This window comes from Tistrella sp. (genome assembly GCF_002684955.1).
In the GTDB taxonomy this organism is placed as follows: domain Bacteria; phylum Pseudomonadota; class Alphaproteobacteria; order Tistrellales; family Tistrellaceae; genus Tistrella; species Tistrella mobilis.
The window spans coordinates 134,418-154,059 of the sequence record NZ_NYWI01000020.1 but is presented as its reverse complement, the minus strand read 5'-3'; the positions used below and the strand labels follow the sequence as shown (position 1 = coordinate 154,059).

At 68.7% G+C, this 19,642-nt stretch carries 19 protein-coding genes; 13 read left to right on the top strand and 6 right to left on the bottom strand.

The genetic code is table 11. The features are described from left to right. Positions 1-6: 6 nt before the first annotated feature. Together alc and CMO28_RS05465 are read right to left on the bottom strand one after the other, a co-directional pair. Positions 7-1,020, bottom strand: coding sequence for an allantoicase (gene alc, locus CMO28_RS05470; RefSeq protein WP_296710809.1), 1,014 nt, complete (start codon positions 1,018-1,020; stop codon positions 7-9). Positions 1,021-1,061: 41 nt separating this feature from the next. Continuing rightward, positions 1,062-1,745, bottom strand: coding sequence for a FadR/GntR family transcriptional regulator (locus CMO28_RS05465; RefSeq protein ID WP_296710806.1), 684 nt, complete (start codon positions 1,743-1,745; stop codon positions 1,062-1,064). Between the two features lie 339 nt (positions 1,746-2,084). On the opposite strand from CMO28_RS05465, the gene CMO28_RS05460 reads away from it, so the two are divergent. From CMO28_RS05460 to CMO28_RS29900, 5 genes are all read left to right on the top strand, one after another. Further along, positions 2,085-2,852, top strand: coding sequence for a transporter substrate-binding domain-containing protein (locus CMO28_RS05460; RefSeq protein ID WP_322111296.1), 768 nt, complete (start codon positions 2,085-2,087; stop codon positions 2,850-2,852). Between the two features lie 87 nt (positions 2,853-2,939). Then, positions 2,940-3,665: an amino acid ABC transporter permease gene (locus CMO28_RS05455; RefSeq protein ID WP_296710801.1), complete on the top strand. Its 726-nt coding sequence runs from the start codon at positions 2,940-2,942 to the stop codon at positions 3,663-3,665. After that, positions 3,658-4,308, top strand: coding sequence for an amino acid ABC transporter permease (locus CMO28_RS05450; protein ID WP_062763578.1), 651 nt, complete (start codon positions 3,658-3,660; stop codon positions 4,306-4,308). The genes CMO28_RS05455 and CMO28_RS05450 overlap by 8 nt, the downstream gene beginning before the upstream one ends. Next, positions 4,295-5,047 (top strand): amino acid ABC transporter ATP-binding protein, encoded by a 753-nt coding sequence (locus CMO28_RS05445; RefSeq protein WP_296710797.1) that lies wholly within the window; start codon positions 4,295-4,297, stop codon positions 5,045-5,047. Before CMO28_RS05450 ends, CMO28_RS05445 begins: the two co-directional genes overlap by 14 nt. Positions 5,048-5,290: 243 nt before the next feature. Further along, the gene (locus tag CMO28_RS29900; protein ID WP_416370959.1) at positions 5,291-6,754 is read left to right on the top strand and encodes a PAS domain-containing methyl-accepting chemotaxis protein; all 1,464 of its coding nucleotides are present in this window, start codon (positions 5,291-5,293) and stop codon (positions 6,752-6,754) included. An 83-nt stretch (positions 6,755-6,837) separates the two neighbouring features. On the opposite strand, the gene CMO28_RS05430 is transcribed toward CMO28_RS29900, so the two are convergent. Further along, on the bottom strand, positions 6,838-7,131 hold the full coding sequence (locus CMO28_RS05430; RefSeq protein ID WP_296710796.1) for a ribbon-helix-helix domain-containing protein: 294 nt from the start codon (positions 7,129-7,131) through the stop codon (positions 6,838-6,840). Between the two features lie 662 nt (positions 7,132-7,793). Here CMO28_RS05430 and CMO28_RS05425 point away from each other — a divergent pair. After that, a complete protein-coding gene (locus CMO28_RS05425) occupies positions 7,794-9,224 on the top strand; it encodes an NAD(P)/FAD-dependent oxidoreductase (RefSeq protein ID WP_296710794.1) in 1,431 nt (476 codons plus the stop codon). A 20-nt stretch (positions 9,225-9,244) separates the two neighbouring features. On the opposite strand, the gene CMO28_RS05420 is transcribed toward CMO28_RS05425, so the two are convergent. Continuing rightward, the gene (locus tag CMO28_RS05420) at positions 9,245-9,715 is read right to left on the bottom strand and encodes an Lrp/AsnC family transcriptional regulator (protein ID WP_062763584.1); all 471 of its coding nucleotides are present in this window, start codon (positions 9,713-9,715) and stop codon (positions 9,245-9,247) included. Between the two features lie 197 nt (positions 9,716-9,912). Between CMO28_RS05420 and CMO28_RS05415 the strand changes: the two genes are divergently transcribed. The 7 genes from CMO28_RS05415 to CMO28_RS05385 all read left to right on the top strand — a co-directional run bounded on the left by CMO28_RS05415 (position 9,913) and on the right by CMO28_RS05385 (position 17,269). Further along, complete coding sequence (locus tag CMO28_RS05415) at positions 9,913-10,929, top strand: 1-aminocyclopropane-1-carboxylate deaminase (protein ID WP_296710791.1); 1,017 nt, start codon at positions 9,913-9,915, stop codon at positions 10,927-10,929. 370 nt (positions 10,930-11,299) lie between these two features. Beyond that, complete coding sequence (locus CMO28_RS05410; protein ID WP_296710789.1) at positions 11,300-12,421, top strand: NAD(P)-dependent oxidoreductase; 1,122 nt, start codon at positions 11,300-11,302, stop codon at positions 12,419-12,421. Further along, positions 12,418-13,275, top strand: coding sequence for a class I SAM-dependent methyltransferase (locus CMO28_RS05405; protein WP_296710785.1), 858 nt, complete (start codon positions 12,418-12,420; stop codon positions 13,273-13,275). Before CMO28_RS05410 ends, CMO28_RS05405 begins: the two co-directional genes overlap by 4 nt. A gap of 39 nt (positions 13,276-13,314) precedes the next feature. Then, positions 13,315-14,124: a class I SAM-dependent methyltransferase gene (locus CMO28_RS05400; RefSeq protein ID WP_296710783.1), complete on the top strand. Its 810-nt coding sequence runs from the start codon at positions 13,315-13,317 to the stop codon at positions 14,122-14,124. A gap of 68 nt (positions 14,125-14,192) precedes the next feature. Next, positions 14,193-14,597: an adenosylmethionine decarboxylase gene (gene speD, locus CMO28_RS05395; RefSeq protein ID WP_296710781.1), complete on the top strand. Its 405-nt coding sequence runs from the start codon at positions 14,193-14,195 to the stop codon at positions 14,595-14,597. A 6-nt stretch (positions 14,598-14,603) separates the two neighbouring features. Then, positions 14,604-15,872 (top strand): type III PLP-dependent enzyme, encoded by a 1,269-nt coding sequence (locus CMO28_RS05390; RefSeq protein ID WP_296710778.1) that lies wholly within the window; start codon positions 14,604-14,606, stop codon positions 15,870-15,872. Further along, positions 15,872-17,269, top strand: coding sequence for an aminotransferase (locus CMO28_RS05385; protein WP_296710775.1), 1,398 nt, complete (start codon positions 15,872-15,874; stop codon positions 17,267-17,269). Before CMO28_RS05390 ends, CMO28_RS05385 begins: the two co-directional genes overlap by 1 nt. Here CMO28_RS05385 and CMO28_RS05380 read toward each other — a convergent pair. Continuing rightward, a complete protein-coding gene (locus tag CMO28_RS05380) occupies positions 17,259-18,581 on the bottom strand; it encodes an MFS transporter (protein WP_296710773.1) in 1,323 nt (440 codons plus the stop codon). The two genes, CMO28_RS05385 and CMO28_RS05380, sit on opposite strands and share 11 nt — an antisense overlap. Continuing rightward, a complete protein-coding gene (locus CMO28_RS05375) occupies positions 18,581-19,576 on the bottom strand; it encodes a phytanoyl-CoA dioxygenase family protein (RefSeq protein ID WP_296710771.1) in 996 nt (331 codons plus the stop codon). Before CMO28_RS05375 ends, CMO28_RS05380 begins: the two co-directional genes overlap by 1 nt. Positions 19,577-19,642: the final 66 nt, after the last annotated feature.

Here is a 19,642-nt window from a genome sequence, read left to right as displayed (position 1 = left end):
GGACGCTCACTCCATGGCGCCGGGCACACCGAAGATGCGCAGCCGGTTGACGCCGCCGTCGGGGAAGATGTTGAAGCGGATGTGGGACACCACACGGTCCGCATCGGGCGTGAAGCCGTGCGGCGCATCTGGTCCAAGCTTGCGGGAGGTCAGGATTTCCGCCCAGAACAGGCTCTGCGGCACGGTGGCCGCATCTGCGGCATCGGGCGCCATCACGCCCTGAACCGAGCAGGTGTCGGGATAATTACCCTTGAACTCACGCGTGTCGATTTCGATAAATGCAACCCTGCCCGGCGTCGCCAGACGAATGATGCACCAGTCGTGGCCGGGTTCGCGCCGCCGCCGGGTTTCCCAGCCATCCTCCATGCGCGATGCAAGGCCGGGCAGCAGCAGGTTGCGCGGGTCGCCGTAATGAGCATCGTTCCAGGCGATCACCCGGGCGCCGCCCAGGGCCGAGGACAGCTCCACCAACCCGTCGGCGCGCGGTGCCGGCAGGCCGGCCGGGCGGCCCAGAACGCGCAGCCGCGCAACGCCGCCATCGGGGAAGATGTCGAGCTTCAGATGAGTCCAGGGTCGGCCATCGGCCGCGCGCACTGCCGGATCGGGCAGGAAGGCGTTGGGAGCATCGCCCTGAAGGGGCGCGGGGGCCAGGATCGGCTGCCAGCGCGGATCATCGGCGGCAGGGGCCTCGGTCAGATCGGCCGCGGCCAGCGCCCACAGACCGGCGGCGGCGGGGTAGTTGCCGGTGAAATGGCGGGTGTCGATCTCGATCGCGTCGATCCAGCCGGGGGCGGCCAGCGCCAGCACGCACCAGTCATGGCCGTCATCGCGCCGGCGGCGGGTTTCCCAACCATCCATCCACTTGCCGGCCTCGTCGTATTTGCCGGGGATGAAGACCGGGGCGGCATCGTCGATCAGCCGCTCCAGCGCGCCGAAGAACTGGTCGGAACAGCTGAGCGTGCGCGCACCCAGCGCGCGGGAGGCGAGGTTGACGGCAGCGGTGGGGGCGAAGCTCGGCATGGATCTGATGTCCGTTTCGTTCATGGGGGCTGAAAGCATGATCAGGGCCGCAGCACGCCGACGCCGGCGCGGCTGGCGGCGGACAGGATGTGGCGGTGCATGGCATCGCGCGCGCCCTGCGGGCTGCGGGCACGGATCTGCGCCAGGATGCGTTCATGTTCATCCAGCGGCGCGCGCACGCTTTCGCGATTGGCGAAGGGGATGCGCCGGGTTTCGGCCAGCATCGGCCCGGCCGGGCGCATCGCCGCCGGGAAGAGCGGGTTGCCGGCCGCGACCAGAAGCCGCTGGTGGAAATCGCCATCGGCCTGGGCGGCGCGCACCAGATCGCCCTCGGCAAGCGCCGCGCGCATCTCGGCCACCGTCTCGGCCAGCCGGTCGATTTCGGTATCGGCGGCGGTGATCGCAACCAGCCCCGAGACGAAGGGCTCGATCGCCAGCCGCAGCTGATAGACCCGGGCGGCATGGGTGTAGCGGTCGCCGCGCGGCCCCGGGGCGGTGTCGTCGGCGGACGGGTCGGAGACGAAGACGCCCTTGCCGGCCCGCACCCGCACCAGGCCCAGGGTTTCGAGCACGGTCAGCGCTTCCCTGAGCGATGTGCGACTGACGCCCAGACGTTCGGCAAGCGTGCGCTGGGCCGGCAGCGCCTCGCCGGGGGCAAGCTCTCCCGCCAGGATCATGCGCTGCAGGCGCTCGGCAACGTATTCGGGAACGCTGTCTCCGGCCAAATCCGGCTCCTTCGGCTAGACCGGTCTGACCAGTTGGACCGGTTGGCTTTCCGGAAGCATGGCCGGATTTCTATGGGTTTGCAAGCGGATGCCAGGGGTGGCATGCTGGGGTAAGGCAAAAAACGGCGTTGACTCATGCTTAAACAATGGGCACGCTTAAAACATGAGCAGCGGCAACAGGGGGCCGCGGGATGCTCGAGATCCGGGCAGGGCGATGTGACTGCCGCCCAGGGACGGACCCGGATTTTCGGGGCAGGCGTCAACAAGCGGGGAGTGCGGGGCATGACGATGACCAGGCGGTTCGGAACCGGGCTGCGGCGGCGCAGCGTGCTGGGGGCGATGGCGGCGGCCGTGCTGGTGGCGGCCACCGGCGGCTTCGGCATCACGGCCGAGGCGGCGGGGCTGGATGCCATTCAGAAGGCGGGGGTGCTGCGCGTGGCGGTTCCGCAGGATTTCCCGCCCTTCGGCTCCGTCGGCCCCGACATGGCGCCGCGTGGCTATGACGTCGACATGGCCCGGCTGATCGGCGATGCGCTGGGGGTGAAGACCGAACTGGTGCCGGTGACCAGCGCCAACCGCATCCCGTACCTGACCACCGACAAGGTCGATCTGGTGATCTCCAGCCTGGGCAAGAACCCGGAGCGCGAGGCGGTGATCGACTTCACCAATGCCTATGCGCCGTTCTACAACGGCGTCTTCGGCCCGGCCGATCTGAAGATCGCGGGCGCCACCGATCTGGCCGGCCATACGGTGGGCGTCACCCGCGGTGCGATCGAGGATCTGGAGCTGTCCAAGATCGCCCCCGCCGAGGCCACCATCCGCCGCTACGAAGACAATAACGGCACCATCCAGGCCTTCCTGTCGGGGCAGGTGGAGCTGGTGGCGACCGGCAATGTGGTCGCGGCCGCCATCCTTGAGCGCAACCCCCGCACCCGGCCCGAGCCCAAATTCCTGATCAAGAACTCGCCCTGCTATATCGGCGTCGCGAAGGGAGAGGCGGCACTGGTTGCAAAGGTGAACGAGATCATCGCGGCCGCGAAGGCCGACGGCCGGCTGTCGAAGATTTCGGAAACCTGGCTGGGCGCACTGCTGCCGGCGGATCTCTGAGGCGGCCGGCGGGGCAAGGGGCCGCCCCCTTGCCCCCAAGCCATGCGGTCTTCCCCATCGGCCCACCCTTCCCGCAAGGGGTCGTCCATGGCCTATCAGTTTGATTTCACGCCGATCCTGACCTATTCCGACGTGCTGCTCCGCGGGGTGGTGCTGACGGTGGAGCTGATCCTGGTCGGCGGCATTTTCGGCATACTTTTGGGCATTCTGTGTGCCTGGGCACGATCGGAGCGTATACCGGTGGCGGCGGGGATCGTCGCCGCCTATGTCGAGCTGATCCGCAACACGCCGTTCATCGTGCAGCTGTTCTTCATCTTCTTCGGCCTGCCCGCGGCGGGTGTGCGGCTGGGCGAGGTGGAGGCGGCGATGATCGCCATGGTGGTCAATCTGGGCGCCTATTCGGCCGAGATCATCCGCGCCGGCATCCAGGCCGTGCCCAGGGGGCAGTGGGAGGCGGCGGCGAGCCTGGGCATGACCCGGGCGGAATGCTTCCGCCATGTCGTGCTGGTGCCGGCGCTGCGCAAGATCTGGCCGGCGCTGTCCAGCCAGATCGTCATCGTGATGCTGGGCTCGTCGGTCTGCTCGCAGATCGCGGCCGAAGAGTTGAGCTTCGCCGCTAATTTCATCCAGTCGCGCAGCTTCCGCGCCTTCGAGGCCTATCTGGCGGCGACCGCGATCTATCTGGCCCTCGCCATCCTGACCCGGATGATCCTGCGCCGGCTGGGCGACCGGCTGCTCTACCGCGCCGCGCGCCATGCGGCCCTGAGCGCCGGCCGGGCGGCCGCCGCCACCGGAGGTGCGGTCCATGGTTGAGTTCGGCACGCTCGACATCCTGCGCAACCTGATCGACGCCGCGCTCTGGACCGTGGTGCTGTCGGTGATCGCCTTTGCAGGCGGTGCCCTGGTCGGGCTGGTCGCACTGTTCGCCCTGGTCTCGGGCCGGCGCCTGCCGGCCATGCTGGCACGCGGTTATGTCGAGGCCTTCCAGGGCACGCCGCTGCTGATGCAGCTGTTCCTGATCTTCTTCGGCCTGCCGCTGGCGGGGATCGAGGTGTCGGCCTGGACGGCGGCGATCGTGTCGCTGGTGCTGTTCACCGGCGCCTTCCTGGCCGAAATCTGGCGCGGCTGCGTCGAGGCGGTGCCCAAGGGCCAGTCCGAGGCCGCCCAGGCGCTGGCCATGTCTTATGTGGAGCGCATGCGCTGGGTGATCCTGCCCCAGGCGATGCGGATCGCGGTGCCGCCGACGGTCGGCTTCTCGGTCCAGGTGGTCAAGGGCACGGCGCTGACCTCGATCATCGGCTTCGTGGAACTGGCCAAGGCCGGGACGATGATCGCCAATGCCACCTTCGAGCCCTTCACCGTTTACGGCTTCGTGGCGCTGATCTACTTCGCGCTCTGCTACCCGCTGTCATTCGCCGCCCGCCGGCTGGAAAGGAGGCTCCATGTCGCCCGCTGATCAGACGCGGCCGCTGGTCGAACTGGCCGGTATCCGCAAGAGTTTCGGCCTGGTCGAGGTGCTGAAGGGGGTCGATCTTTCGGTCGAAGAGGGCCGGGTGGTGGCGCTGATCGGCCGCAGCGGATCGGGCAAGAGCACCTTGCTGCGGATCATCAACGGCCTGGAACGGCCGACCGACGGCGTGGTCACGGTGGATGGCGAACGCGCCGACGGCCGCGAGAGCGAGCGGGAGCTGAAGGCGCTGCGGCTGAAGGTCGGCATGGTCTTTCAGCAGTTCAACCTGTTCCCGCATCTCTCGGCCGGCGGCAACGTCATGCTGTCGCTGAAGGTGGTGAAGAAGATGGGCACGGCCGAGGCCGAGGCGGTGGCCCGCGAGATGCTGGCCAAGGTGGGCCTTGCCGATCGCTTCGATCACACGCCCGATCAGCTGTCGGGCGGCCAGCAGCAGCGCGTGGCGATCGCCCGGGCGCTGGCGATGCGGCCCAGGGTGCTGCTCTGCGACGAGATCACCTCGGCGCTCGACCCCGAACTCGTCGCCGAGGTGCTGGCGGTGGTCCGCAGGCTGGCCGAAGAGGGCATGACCCTGGTGATGGTCACCCACGAGATGCGCTTTGCCCGCGAGGTCTGCGACGAGCTGGTGTTCATGCATCAGGGCCGGATTCACGAGCGCGGTGCGCCTGCCGAACTGTTCGCTGCACAGCGGACACCGGAGCTCGCGGCCTTCATCGGCGGGCACTGAACGCGAAGACTGTTTATTATAAGAAACCAGAGAGAGAAAATCACGCATTCGGACAAGATAGGGCAGCTTTCCTGAATATTCTGCAGGCGTTGCGGCGCTTCGTCGCAAGTTCAGGCCCTTAACGTATTCTTCATCGCCCGCACACGAAGATGCTGCGCAGGTTCACACCATCAACAGGCGCGCATGATGTTCTGGCGGAAGAATGACGGTATGGAGGGAGCCGACGGAGAAGCGGCTCGTCAGATGGAGCTTCTCGGCCGGTATGCCGGTGTGGGATTGTGGGACGCGGTGCTCTATCAGGGCGACGCGATGCATGCCAAGGCCTCGTGGCATTTCTCGGACGAGTTCCGCCGGCTGGTGGGTTTCGCCCATGGCGACCGGCAGGGTTTTCCGGACAAGGTGCAGTCCTGGTCCGACCGGCTGCATCCGGAGGATTCCGGCTATACCTTCGAGGCCTTCGCCGCCTGCCTGAACGACAGGAGCGGGCGCACCGGTTACGACGTCACCTATCGGCTGAAGATGAAGGACGGCGCCTGGCGCTGGTTCCGCGCGGTGGGCGGCGTGGCCCGCGACGCCCAGGGCAACCCGCTGCGTGCCTGCGGCTCGCTGATCGACGTGCATGACCAGAAGGCCGATGTCGAGCGCATGGCCCTGCTCTCGCGTCATGCCGGTATCGGTCTCTGGGACGCCCAGCTTTACGAGGGCGATGCCATGCACCCGAAGGCGCAGTGGCGCTTTTCGGGCGAGTTCCGCCGGCTGGTGGGCTTCGATCGTGAGGACATGACCGGGTTCCCCGACAAGGTGAATGCCTGGTCGGACCGCATCCACCCCGAGGATACCGCGGCGACTTTCGACGCCTTCGGTGCCTGCCTGAACGATCGCAGCGGCCGCACCGGCTATGACGTCGCCTATCGGTTGAAGATGAAGGACGGTAGTTACCGGTGGTTCAAGGCGATCGGCGGCGTGGCCCGCGACGCCCAGGGCAACCCGCTGCGCGCCTGCGGCTCGCTGATCGACATCCACGCCCAGAAGCTGGCGGAGCTTGAGAACGAGCGCGCCGAGGCCAATCGCCGCAAGGGCATCCACGACATCGCCGACACGCTGTCGGCCCGGGTCGGCAGCTCGGCCGATCGGGCGACCGCCAACACCCAGGTCGTGGCGACGGCGACCGAGGAACTTTCGGCCTCGGTGGGCGAAATCGCCGCCCGTTCCAGCGCGGCCGCCAATGCGTCGGCCACCGCGGCGAACGAGGCGACGCGCACCAACGAGACCGTGCAGGCCCTTGTTGCGGCTGGCGAGCGGATCGGCGTGGTCATCAAGCTGATCAACAACATCGCCAGCCAGACCAATCTTCTGGCGCTGAACGCCACCATCGAGGCCGCCCGCGCCGGCGAGGCCGGCAAGGGCTTCGCGGTGGTGGCCGGCGAGGTGAAGAACCTGGCCCAGCAGACCGCCTCGGCCACCGACGAAATCGTCGAACAGATCGCCTCGGTCCAGCGCGAGGCCGCCCGCACGGTGGACGCGATCCACGCCATCTCGGCCGCCATCGGCGAGGTCCAGACCATCTCGGCCTCGATCGCCTCGGCGGTGGCCCAGCAGGACGCGGCCGCGCGCGAGATTTCCGCCAGCATCACCCAGGTCGCCCGCGATGTGGGCGACGTGTCGGAAAATGTCGGCGCGGTGACCCGGCAGCTTCGGGCCGGGTAAGCGGAGGGGGTGGACGCCCAGGAACGGACGGAATGCCGCCGGGGAGGGGACTCTCCGGCGGTTTTTCTTTGGGGTGGGCCGCCTCAGCGTTGTGGGGGCCGCATGGTCGGGGCCGGTGCCCGGAACCGCCGCCGTGCCTCGGCTTTGACCTCCGCCATGGTCGCAAGCGTGCTGCGGCCGCTCTCAAGCCCCTCTTGCACGGCTGCACACAGCTCTTCGACCGTGTAGCCCGGCAGGTCGCGCCGCTCCTTCCATTCCCGCACGGCATCCTGCACGACATCGGCCGCGGTCGCATACTCTCCGGAGGAGACTGCGGCATGAACGGCGTCGGTCAGGTCGGGGGTGAGAGCGATAGAGATCCTGCTGGTGGCGGCCATCTTTTGCCTCCTGATCCGGGGATGTCCTGTCGCACCCGCAAGGGGGGCGACAGTTTCAATCGAGCTTGTGGCGCTTGCAAAATGCGTTTCAATCCACGCACCCGCAAGGGGTGCGACGACCGTGCGGGTGCTGCCGCTGGGGGTGGCGGCGGTTTCAATCCACGCACCCGCAAGGGGTGCGACTGTGTCCTGATAGACCCGTTTGGATCGGCGAAATTGTTTCAATCCACGCACCCGCAAGGGGTGCGACTAGATGGCAGAGGCGATCTCTTCGGCCTGCCGCTGTTTCAATCCACGCACCCGCAAGGGGTGCGACCCATCCCCTTTTAATACTCTGATTCGGCGTCGGAAAAAAGCCGATTTGCGCGAACCTCGGGGCGGAATATGCGATGGTATGTGTGTGACGTCACTGTAAAATGCATGCACTTGAAAGATAACGGAAATCTGGCGTGCGAACCTCCCGGGGTTTTTACGTGTGCTTGGGGTTCGCGGAGATCGGGGCTGAGTGGGGGGATGATCGCCCGGGGGGTGGGGTGGTTGCAAGGGGGATATGTGCGGGGCGCGGGGGCAGGGGGAACCCGCGGGTCCGGGGCGTGGTTCGGGTGGCGGGTGGGGGGATGTCTGCCCATATGATGATGCGCCACAGCAGCAGGAGCCGGATCATGGTCGATCTTCATCCGCCCGAGGTGACCACCGCCCCGCCGCCCGGCGAGGTTCGGGCCAATGGACGGCGGCCGCGGGTGGTGATTGTTGGCGCCGGCTTCGGCGGGTTGCAGGCGGCGAAGGCGCTGGATGGGGCGCCGGTGGAGGTGATCGTCGTCGACCGGCAGAACCATCACCTGTTTCAGCCGTTGCTGTATCAGGTGGCGACCGCGACCCTGTCGCCGGCCGATATCGCCTGGCCGATCCGCGCCATCCTGCGCCGGCAGGCCAATGCCACGGTGCTGATGGCCGAGGTGGACGGCGTCGACACCGCGCGGCGCGAAGTGCGGGCGGGGGCGGCGCGCATCCCCTATGACCAGCTGATCCTGGCCACGGGGGCCACCCATTCCTATTTCGGCCATGACGACTGGGCGGGGGCGGCCCCCGGGCTGAAGCGGATCGAGGATGCGACCACGATCCGGCGGCGGATCCTGCTCGCCTTCGAACGCGCCGAAATGGCGCGGTCGGATGACGCGCGGCGCCGGCTGCTGACCTTCGTGGTGGTGGGCGGCGGCCCGACCGGGGTGGAGATGGCGGGGGCGATCGTCGAAATCGCCCGCAAGGTGCTGCCGCCGGATTTCCGGTTGGTCGATCCGCGCGCCGCCCGCATCGTGCTGGTCGAGGCAGGGCCGCGCATCCTGCCCGCCTTTCCCGAGGATCTGTCGGATTATGCCCGCCGCTCGCTGGAGGGGATGGGCGTCGAGGTGGCGACCGGCGCGCGGGGGACGGCCTGCGACGCGGACGGCGTGTCGGTGGCCCTGGCCGAGGGCGTGACGCCGGCCGCCGGCAGCGCGATCGAGGGCGGGCGGATCCCGGCGTCCACCATCATCTGGGGCGCGGGGGTGGTCGCTTCCCCCGCCGGCAGCTGGGTCGAGGCGCCGCGCGATCGCGCCGGGCGGATCCAGGTCGGCCCCGATCTGAGCGTGCCGGGGCACCCCGAGATCTTTGCGATCGGCGACACCGCCACCGTCACCGGCCCCGAGGGCCGGCCGGTTCCGGGCATTGCGCCGGCCGCCAAGCAGATGGGCGATTACGTGGCAGGGGTGATCCGCGCCCGGGTGACCGGATCGCCCGTGCCCGGCCCCTTCGCCTATCGCCATGAGGGCGATCTGGCGACGGTGGGGCGACGATCGGCGGTGGTGAAACGCGGCCGGCTGAAGCTGACCGGCTTCACCGGCTGGGCATTCTGGGGCATCGCCCATGTCTATTTCCTGGTCGGGCTGCGCTATCGCATCGCCGTCGCATTCAAATGGCTGTGGGACTATCTGACCCTGCAGCGCGGCGCCCGGCTGATCACCGGCACCGAGGAAGACGGGCCGGTGGGCCAGGCGCCAGTGGACCAGGCAGTGGTGCCGTCGGCGGCAGAGGCAAAGGAGGCGGGGCGAGGCTGAGCCCCCGTCAGACCGCCCCCTCACACGGGCAGTTCGGTGGTCGACAGGATTTCTTTGAGCACGAAGAAGGTGCGGATCTGGCGCACGCCGGGAAGTTTGATGATCTCACCTGCATGCAACTTGTTGAAGCGGGCGAGGTCGCGGGTGCGGAGCAGGAGGAAATAATCCACCTCGCCCGCCACCAGATGGCATTCCAGACAGCCGCTGAGGCTGCGGGCCGCGGTTTCGAAGGCCTCGAAGCTTTCGGGCGTTGAGCGGTCGAGCACCACGCCCACGAAGACCAGGGTGGTGAGGTCCACCGCCTGCGCATCGATCATGGCGACGGTGCGGCGGATGATGCCGCGCGCCTTCAGCTTCTCCACCCGCCGCAGACAGGCGGTGGCGCTGAGATTGACCCGCCGGGCCAGTTCCGTGTTGGGCAGATCCGCATCGCGCTGCAACTGGCGCAGGATGTTGCGGTCGATGCGGTCCAGGCTGTGATCATCCTCCATGGCGGGCCCTTTCGGATGGCGCATGAAAACTGCGCCTTGGCCAGAAATCATGCAATTCAGAGCGGCTGATTGTCGAGATGGCGACCGATTCCGCGAAGGCTGGGCCCGACAACGCATTTGCCCGAAAACCGGGTCCGGGGGACGATTTCAGGGTGGGCGGCGGGAGAGGCCCGCAACTTTAACGGGAGGTTCTGATCATGCATCTGGATCGTTTCGCGCGCCATCGCCTGACCTTCGGCCCGACCCCGATCGAGCGGCTGGACCGGCTGTCGGCGGCGCTGGGCGGCGGCGTCACCATCTGGGCCAAGCGCGAGGACTGCAATTCGGGCCTGGCCTTCGGCGGCAACAAGCTGCGCAAGCTGGAATATCTGGTGCCCGAGGCCCTGGCCCAGGGGGCCGACACGCTGGTCACCATCGGCGGCATCCAGTCCAACCACACCCGCCAGGTGGCGGCGGTGGCGGCCAAGCTGGGGCTGCGCTGCCGGCTGGTGCAGGAAAACTGGGTCGATTATCACGATGCGGTCTATGACCGGGTCGGCAATATTCTGATGAGCCGGATCATGGGCGCCGAGGTCGAACTGGTCGATGCCGGCTTCGGCATCTCGTTCAAGGAAAGCTGGGAACAGGCGCTGGAGGATGTGCGCCGCCGCGGCGGCCGGCCCTATGCGATCCCGGCCGGGGCGTCGGATCATCGCCTGGGCGGGCTGGGCTTCGTGGGCTTCGCCGAGGAGGTGCGGGCACAGGAACGCGAGCTGGGTGTGCGCTTCGACTATGTCATCGTCTGTTCGGTGACCGGCAGCACCCAGGCCGGCATGGTGGTGGGCTTCGCCGCCGATGGCCGGGCGCGGCAGGTGATCGGCATCGACGCATCGGCCACGCCCGACGAGACCCATGCCCAGATCCTGCGGATCGCAGAGCGCACCGCCGATCTGGTCGGGCTGGGCCGGCCGGTGACCGCCGAAGACGTGGTGCTGGAACGCGGCTATGCCTATCCGTCCTATGGCGTGCCGTCGGCCGAGACCAACGACGCGATCCGGCTGGCCGCCCGGACCGAGGGCATGATCACCGACCCGGTCTATGAGGGCAAATCGATGCAGGGGATGATCGACCTGATCCGCAGCGGCCGGATCCCCGCGGGCGCCAATGTGCTCTATGTCCATCTGGGCGGGGTGCCGGCGATCAATGCCTACAGCTTCCAGTATCGCAACGGTTGAGGTATTGATGGAACACGAATTATCCCCTCTTAAGTTATATCTCAAAAAATCTTGCTACCTTGGGTAGATGGATTTAGGGTCGTTGTCGGACGGGGTTGAATAAGGCCGGAAGCGCCCCCCCGCCAGACCGACCCCGATCCGGGCCGGTCCCCCAACTCAGAGATCTGGAACAGGACGGCAGAACCGGCATGGCCTTGTCAGAGAGGCATGCCGGAGAGGGGCGGTTTCGCGCCCGCCGTCGGACCGGCCCGCCCCGGCGCGCCATGTGTGTCACCAGGGCAGGACCGGACGGCCCCGACCCCCGCGCGCCCTGCCGCGCGGGGGCCCGGACGGCGCGTTGCCCGCGGCACGGCAGCCAAGGGGATAGACCATGCCATCGACACCGAAACACATCTCGATCCTGAAGGAAACGCGCGACGCCGACCGGCGGGTGATCCTGCTGCCCGATGCGGTGCGCCGGTTCGTGGCCGACGGCTTCGACGTCGCGGTCGAGGCGGGGGCCGGCGCCGGGCTGGAGATCGGCGACCACGAGTATCGCGCGGCGGGCGCCCGCATCGTGGACACCGCCGAAGCCTGGGGCAGCGGGCGGTATATCGTGAAATACCGCTATCCGTCGGAAGCGGAATGGCGGCATTTCCGCCCCGACACCCATCTCTGCGCCTGGTTCTATCCGGGCGAGACGCGGGCGCTGACCGAGGAACTCTGCCGGCGCGGCGTCACCGCCTATACCTATGAATTCTTCCGCACCGAGGATGGCCACTTCCCGCTGATGGCACCCGACAGCGAGATTTCCGGGCGGCTGGCGGTGCTGGAAGCGGCGCATCTGCTGCTGAATGTCGAGGGCGGATCGGGCGTGCTGCTGGCCCATGTGCCCGGCGCCCGGCGCGCCCGGGTGGTGGTGATCGGCCATGGCAATGCCGGCGGCGCCGCCGCGCGCACCGCGGCGGCACTCGGCGCCGAGGTAACGGTGCTGGGCCGGCGCGCGGATGCGCTGCGCCGCTTCGCCACCACCATGCCGGCGGATGTGACCTGCGAGCTGAACACGCCCGAGGCCCTGGAACGGCTGGTTCCCGAGGCCGATCTGGTGGTCGGCGCGATCCTGATTTCCACCTACGACACGCCGGTGATGGTGCCGCCCGAGCTCGTGGCGCGCATGCGCCCCGGATCGGTGGTGGTGGACATCACCTGCGGCTATGGCGCGGGCTATCTGCCATCGGCCAGCACGGTGGTCCGCTGGGGCAAGCCGGTCCCGCGGCGCCACGGTGTGGCCTTCGTGAAGAACGATGTGATGCCCATGGCGGTGCATCAGAGCTGCGCCGAGGCCAACAGCGTGAACATGACCCCGCATCTGCTGGCGCTGGGCAATGCCATCTTCGATCCCGCGCGCCCCGATCCGGTCTCTGCGGCCGGCTGTTTCGTGGCCGGCGGCCGCGTGATCCATCCGGTGATCCTGCACGATTATGCGGTGCTGGACGGGCAGGCTGCGGAATGACCGCCACAACCGCAATCCCGCAACCTATGATTGATAAGCCGCCTGCGGTTGCGGATTACGCCGCACGGGCGGCGTTCTACGAACTGGAATACGACGACACCGCCGATCTGCCCTTTCTGCTGGCGCAGGTGGGGCCGGGGGTCACCTCGATCCTGGAAGCACCCTGCGGGGTGGGGCGGGTGACCCTGCCGCTGTCGGCCACCGGCCGGTCGATCACCGCCCTGGACCTGGAGGTGGCGATGATCGAGAGGCTGGCCGAACGCGCACGGCAGATGCCCAACGGCGCCCTGATCGAAGGGGTGGTGGCGGATCTGCGCGCGGTGCGGCTGTGCCGGCGCTTCGATCTGGTGATGAGTCCGGCCGAAGGGGTGCAGCTGTTCCTTGACGACGACGACCTGGACCGGGCGATCACCACGCTTGCCCGCCATGTCGACCGCGGCGGCCGGCTGCTGATCGACTGCGCGACCTTCGACCCCGCAGCCCCCGACGACCCGCGCGACCAGCCGGGCTATTTCAGCCCCGGCCTTGCCGACGGCACCGAGATCCTGGAATGGCGGCGGCCTTTCGATGCGGTGGGTGCAACGGGAGGCGGGGGCCGCATGACCCGCTGGCGCACCCAGTGGAATACCGGCCCCACCATCCGTTTCCGCTTTCGCTATCTGGTCGAGACCGCCGATGCGGCGGTGCCGGCGGCCTTTACCTCGACGCTTGAGCTGCGCCGCCCCGACCGGGCCCGGATCGAAGCCGCGGCCGCCGCGGCCGGGCTGGTGCTGCATGGCCTGGCCGGGGACCGGCGGGGCAAGCCCTTCGCCGACGGCGCGCCGCGGATGGTGTTCGACTTCCGGCGCGGCTGACGCCCGGCTGCGACACGCTTGTACAGAAGGAAGGCCACGATGAGCGAGACCGAGGCCCTGTCGGGTCGGCTGGACGATGTCGGCCAGATCTTCGACAACGAGACCGGATTCCGCCGGACCACCCGGCCGTCGGATCTGCCGGCGGATCCGGAACGCCTGGCCTATTTCCACCGCTATCTGGCGGATTACTTCAACGACGCCTTCGTGCCCGGCATGGGCGCCGAGGCGATCCTGGCGGTGCTGGCCGAACATGGCGGCCCGGGCGGCCGGGTCGGGCGCTGGCTGGATCTTGGGGCCGGCACATCGACCCTGTTCTGGTCGCTGGCGCTGGAGCGGGTGGACGAGATCCATGCGGTCGACGTGATCCCCGAGGCGCTGATCGTGCTGGACGGTTTCGTCCGCGCCGGCCGGGTGCCGCCCTGCTATCGCGACGTGATGGCGATGCTGGGCCGGCCGGCCGATCATCTGGCGGAGATGCGCCGCCGCATGGCCGGCTATATGGTGTTCAACGCGCTCGGCCCCTGGCCGCGGGCGCTTGAGCCTGAGCGATTCGACCTGGTCACTGGCTTCGGCACCGTCGGCATCCTGCCGGATGCCGCATCCCATGCCGCCTGTATCGCCGAGATCGCCCGCCATCTGGCGCCGGGCGGCCGGATCGTCGGCACCGACTGGATCCGATCCCAGGCCTTCATCGATCGCGACGGCCACGACAACCGCTATCTGGACCGCCCGGCGCTGGAGCGTGCGGCGGATCTGGCCGGGCTGGAGCTGCTGCATGGCACCCGGCTGCCGATCCGGGGCGACCCGCTTTACGACCACATCCTGATCTGGGCCTTCGCTGCGCGGTGAGCGCGCAGCCGGGTCGGTCGTCGCGCCGCGCAAGGGCGCCTGATGTCCAAAGGATGGAGGGATGACGGATGTCACCCCATGTACAGATACCCGATACCACCGGCGATCGCGGCTTTCTGGGGCGCCATGTGCTGGCCGAATTCTGGGGCTGCCGCCATGTCGACGACCCGGTCTATGTGGAACGGGCGCTGAACCGCGCGGCGATCGATGCCGGGGCGACCACGCTGGGCAGCAATGTCCACCATTTCGGCGACGGGCTGGGGGTCACCGGCATCGTGATGCTGGCGGAATCCCATATCAGCATCCATTCCTGGCCGGAATTCGGCTATGCGGCGGTGGATGTGTTCGTCTGCGGCCGGGCCGATCCGCATCGGGCGATCGCGTCGCTGCAGCGGGCCTTCAGCCCCGCCCGCACCGGGCTGACCGAACATTTCCGCGGCGCGCCGGTGGCGATGCCGGCAGAGGCGGGGTGACGGGCGATGAAACGCGATCCTGCCCGCTTCGTGCCCCGCACCGCGCCGCCGCCCCCGATTGCGGGAACCGCGGCGGCGCTGGAGGGATTTGCCACCGCCGCCGGGATGGTGCGGGCGCTGAGACCGGTGGAACCGGTCTACTGCCTGTACCCGCCGCTGCTGCGCAGGGCCGCCCGGCGCTTCGTCGAGGGCTTTCCCGGCCGGGTGCTCTATGCCGTGAAGGCCAATCCGCAGCCCGAGGTGCTGCACGAACTGTATGCCGCCGGGATCCGGGATTTCGACACCGCCTCTCTGCCCGAGATCGCCCTGGTGAGCGGGTTGTTCCCGGATGCGGTCTGCCATTTCATGGCGCCGGCAAAGCTGACCGGCACGGCGGAGACGGCCTTCAGGCGCCATGGCGTGCGCAGCTTCGTGGTCGACCACGACAGCGAACTGGACCGGCTGCTGGCGATCGCGGACCCGGACACGCTGATCCATGTGCGCATGAAGGCCTTCGACCCGCGATCGGTTTATGAGCTGTCGAGCAAGTTCGGCGCGACCGAAGACGTCTGCCGGCGGTTGCTGCGCCGGGTGGCCGATGCCGGGCTGCGGCCGGGGCTGGCCTTCAATGTCGGCTCGCTCTGCCGCCACCCCGATGCCTATGGCGATGCGATCGCCCGGGCGGCGGCGCTGGCGCGCGAGGCGGGGGTGGAGATCGCCACACTGGATGTCGGCGGCGGTTTCCCCACCCCCTATCCGGGGCTGGCACCGGAACCGCTGGAGGATTTCTTCACCGCCATCCGGCGCGCCGCCGCCGCAGCCCCGCTGCCGGCCGACTGCACGCTGATCTGCGAACCCGGCCGGGCGCTGGTCGCCGAGGGCCAGTCGCTGGTGGTGCAGGTGATCCTGATCAAGGACGATCTGGTGTTCCTGAACGACGGCATCTACGGCAGCCTGAAGGAGCTGCAGATCTCCAACCAGAGCGTCGTCTACCCGCCGGTGGTGATCCGCCCGGAGGGGCCGTCGCCGGCGATGACCACGCGGCCCTGCGAGATATCGGGCCCGACCTGCGACAGCCTGGACCTGCTGCCCTTCCGGATCGAGCTGCCGGTGGATCTCCGCGAGGGCGACTGGATCAAATTCGGCCTGGCCGGCGCCTACAGCAACGCCATGACCACCGCCTTCAACGGCTTCCGTCCCGATCGCTGGGTGCGGATCGACGGCGACCTGCCGCCGGGCCTCAGGCCGGCCGGTGAATGCGACAGCCGACACTCGGGCGAAAGCGAGGGCCCCTGATGACCGTTCAACGTCCCGACACGCCCACTGCCCGGCTTCAGGCGGCGGACAACAGTTTCGTGCACCCCTGGGAGGATCTGTCGGCGCTGGGCCGCAACCGCCGCACCATCATCGCTCGCGGCGAGGGCATCCATCTGATCGATACCGACGGCAACCGGATGATCGACGGGCCCGGCGGCATGTGGTGCGTCAATCTGGGCCATGGCCGGCGCGAGATCGCCGAGGCGATCGCCGCCCAGGCCATGACGCTGGCCTATTTCTCACCCTGGGCGGTGGGGGCGGAGGCGCCGGCCCGGCTGGCGGCCCGGCTGGCCGCGGCGGCGCCCGGCGACCTTGCCCATGTCTTCTTCACCACCGGCGGGTCGACCGCGGTGGATTCGGCGCTGCGCTTCGCCTTTTTCTACAACAATGTCCGCGGCCGGCCCCACAAGAAGCAGGTGATCGCCCGCATCGGCGGCTATCACGGCAGCACGCATCTGGCGGCCGGATGCTCGGGTAAGTTGTCGGAAAAGAAGTTCATGGATATGCCGGATGGTATCCATCTGCTGTCATGTCCCAAGCCGCTGCTGCGCCCGGCAGGCATGAGCGTCGAGGCGTTCTGCGACGCCCGGGTGGCGGAGCTGGAGGCGAAGATCCTGGAGCTGGGCCCGGAGCGGGTGGCGGCCTTCGTGGCCGAACCGGTGCTGGCGTCCGGCGGGGTGATCGTGCCCCCGGCGGATTATCACCGCCGCTGCCAGGAGGTCTGCCGCCGCCACGACGTGCTGTTCATCTCCGACGAGGTGGTGACGGCCTTCGGCCGGCTGGGCCATCTGTTCGCATCCGAGGCGGTGTTCGGCCTTCAACCCGACATGATCACGCTGGCCAAGGGGCTGACCTCGGGCTATGTGCCGATGGGCGCGCTGCTGATTTCCGACCGGCTGGTGCGCGAACTCGGTGCGGCCGACGGCGCGGCCGCGCGCGTGTTCTTCAGCGGTTTCACCTATTCCGGCCATCCGGTCGCGGCCGCCGCCGCGCTGGCGGCGCTGGAGGTGATGGAGCGCGACCGTATTCTTGAGCATGTGCGTGCGGTGATGCCGCATTTCGCCGACCGCCTGCGCAGCCTGGAAGATCTGCCGGTGGTGGCCGAGGTGCGGGTGATCGGGCTGATGGCCGGGGTGGAATGCACCCTGGATGCCGATGATCCCGACGAGGCGCGCGACTATGCCTTCACGCTGAAGGTCGACCGGCACTGCCAGCAGCTGGGGCTGCTGGTGCGGCCGGTCTACAATATGTGCGTGATGTCGCCGCCGCTGATCATCACCGCGGCCGAAATCGATCGCATGGTCGCGATCCTGCGCGAGGGCATCTGCCGGGCCATGGCCGAGGCACGGGCCGAAGGCACGCGGATCAGCGCCTGACGGCGGGGGTGTCTGTCCGGAGCGTACCGGCGGCCGCCGGTTGCGGCCGCCAGCCCGGCGCCAGCATCCAGAGAAGGGCTGCGACCTGCAGGCCCAGCATCACGCCGAAAGCGGTGCGGTGGGCGGCGGCGGGATAGATGCCGTCGCCCGGCGCGTCCCAGAGGCCGATGATCGCACCGACCCCGTATTGCAGCACGAAGCCCGCCGCGGTGGCGAAAAGGTTGAGCAGGCTGATCGCCCGGCCCGACAGCCGCGCCGGCAGGGCCAGCGACAGCAGGGCATAGGTGAAGATCGGCCCGGCGGTGAACAGGCCATAGGCGATCCAGAGCGGCCGGGTGAGCACGCCCGGCGGCATCAGCAGGATGGCGGCCTGCGCGGCCACGAACAGGGTGGTGGTGGCCGCGGTGATGGTCCAGAGCCCGATGCCCGCACGCTGCAGCCGGTCGGCGAGCAGGCCGAAGCCCAGCTGGCCGGCGACGATCGCCAGCGCCAGCCACATCAGCGTCGAGGCCGCCGGCACCGGCGCCAGGCCGTCGACCTCTGCCAGCCAGGCCCCCGCCCAAAGCCCCTGATAGGCGAGCCAGGCGCCCTGGGCCAGGAAGGAAACCGGGCCGATCTTCCAGAACACCCGGCTGGTGGCGATGCCCGCGAGGCCGCGAAAGGCGGCACCGATCGAGGCCCGATCGGCGGCGTCGTCCTGGGGGCCGTCTGCCGGTTCCGGAACCAGACACCAGATCACCACCGCCAGCACCAGGGATGCGACCGCCAGTCCCAGAAAGACGTTGTGCCAATGGGTGCGGGCGATGATCAGCTCGGTGGGCAGGGTGGCGGCCAGGGCGCCGAGCCCTGCCAGACCCAGCGTCGCGGCATTGGCGAGCGCCAGCCGCCCGGGGGGGAACCAGGTGGCATTGGCCTTGAAGGCCGCCGCCCAGCAGGCGGCCATGCCAAGGCCGATGAGAAAGCGGCCGGCGACCAGGCGACTGAAATCATTGGCGGCGAAGACCACGGCACCCAGTGCCGCCACCGCCATCAGGCTGCCGACCACGCGCCGCGGCCCCCAGCGATCCAGCGCCACGCCCACGAAGACCTGCGACCCGGCGATGGCGGCCAGGAAGACCGCGGTCAGCAGCCCCAGCCGTTCGGGGCCGAGGCCGAGCTCCGCCTTCAGCAGCCGGCCGACCACGCCGTTGACGTTGCGGAAGGTTTCCGACAGCAGATAGGCCGACATGAAGGGCAGGAAGACCAGCAGAACCACCCGCAACCCGCGGGGGGCTGAAGTCCCGGTCCGGCCCTCGGGGCGGGGATCCCGCATCAGATGATCATGCCGCAATGGCGGGAATCGCGGATCTCGTCGCCATGATCGATGTCGACGAACTGGGATCCGTAGGTGGTCTGCTTCTGCACCCCCCAATCGGCGCCCATGCCGACGCCGCCGCCGGTCGCGGCCTCGCCTTCGAACATCACCCGGTCCAGCCGGGCGCGCCAGTCGATGAAGCGCATGTTCACCGCCAGCCGGGTGGCCATCGGCCCGGGGCGGAGCGGGCTGCTGCGGTGCCAGACATATTTGTTGAACAGGAAGGCATCGCCGACCGCGAAGTGATCCTCTTCCCGGTGCTGTTCGAACAGCCCGGTCATCAGGATGCTGTTTTCGTTATAGACCTGCGCCAGCCCGGCCGAGATGTCGGCGATCGATTCCCCCGCGATCAGCCGCGCCGACAGCAGGCTCGACATCTGGAAATTGCCCCGGGCCGAGAACAGCGTCTCGGGGATATAGGCCATGCCGCCGCCCTGGCCCGTGGGGTCGATCGGATCCAGCGGGATCCAGATGCTGTAGCCCATGTCCTGCGGCCGGATGAAGCGGAAGGACAGCGAGCCGTAATGCCAGGGAAAGCCGTTGCGTTCGCTGTTCAGCTCGAAGCCCTGGGCCTCGGTCATGATCAGCCGGGTGCCGGTCAGCGTGCCCAGCACCTTGCGGAAGGCGCGGGCGGTGTAGACCGCCTTGAAGGTGTCGGTCTCGCCCAGGGCATAGGTCAGCCGGCGGAAGGTGTCGCCATAGGTGGCGCCGATATCGCGGGCGGCGACGACCGATTTCAGCGCCTCGGCCCTCAGGGCATCGGTGCAGTCGGGCGTCAGCAGGCCGCGCAGCGCGATATAGCCCTTGTCGCGGAAGCCGGCGATATCGTCGGCGGTGAGCGGGATCGGGTTGACGAGATCCCGCTCCGGCGCGCGGTCGAAGGGCGAGGTGGCTGCCGTGGCCGCGGAGGGTGAGGTGGCGGCCGGAACCGCGGAGGCCGTTGGTGCGTCCATCGTCTTGCTCCCCGTCATGAAGACGGGCCGCCGGCCGGCATGTCCGTGATGTCCGTCAGGGACCGC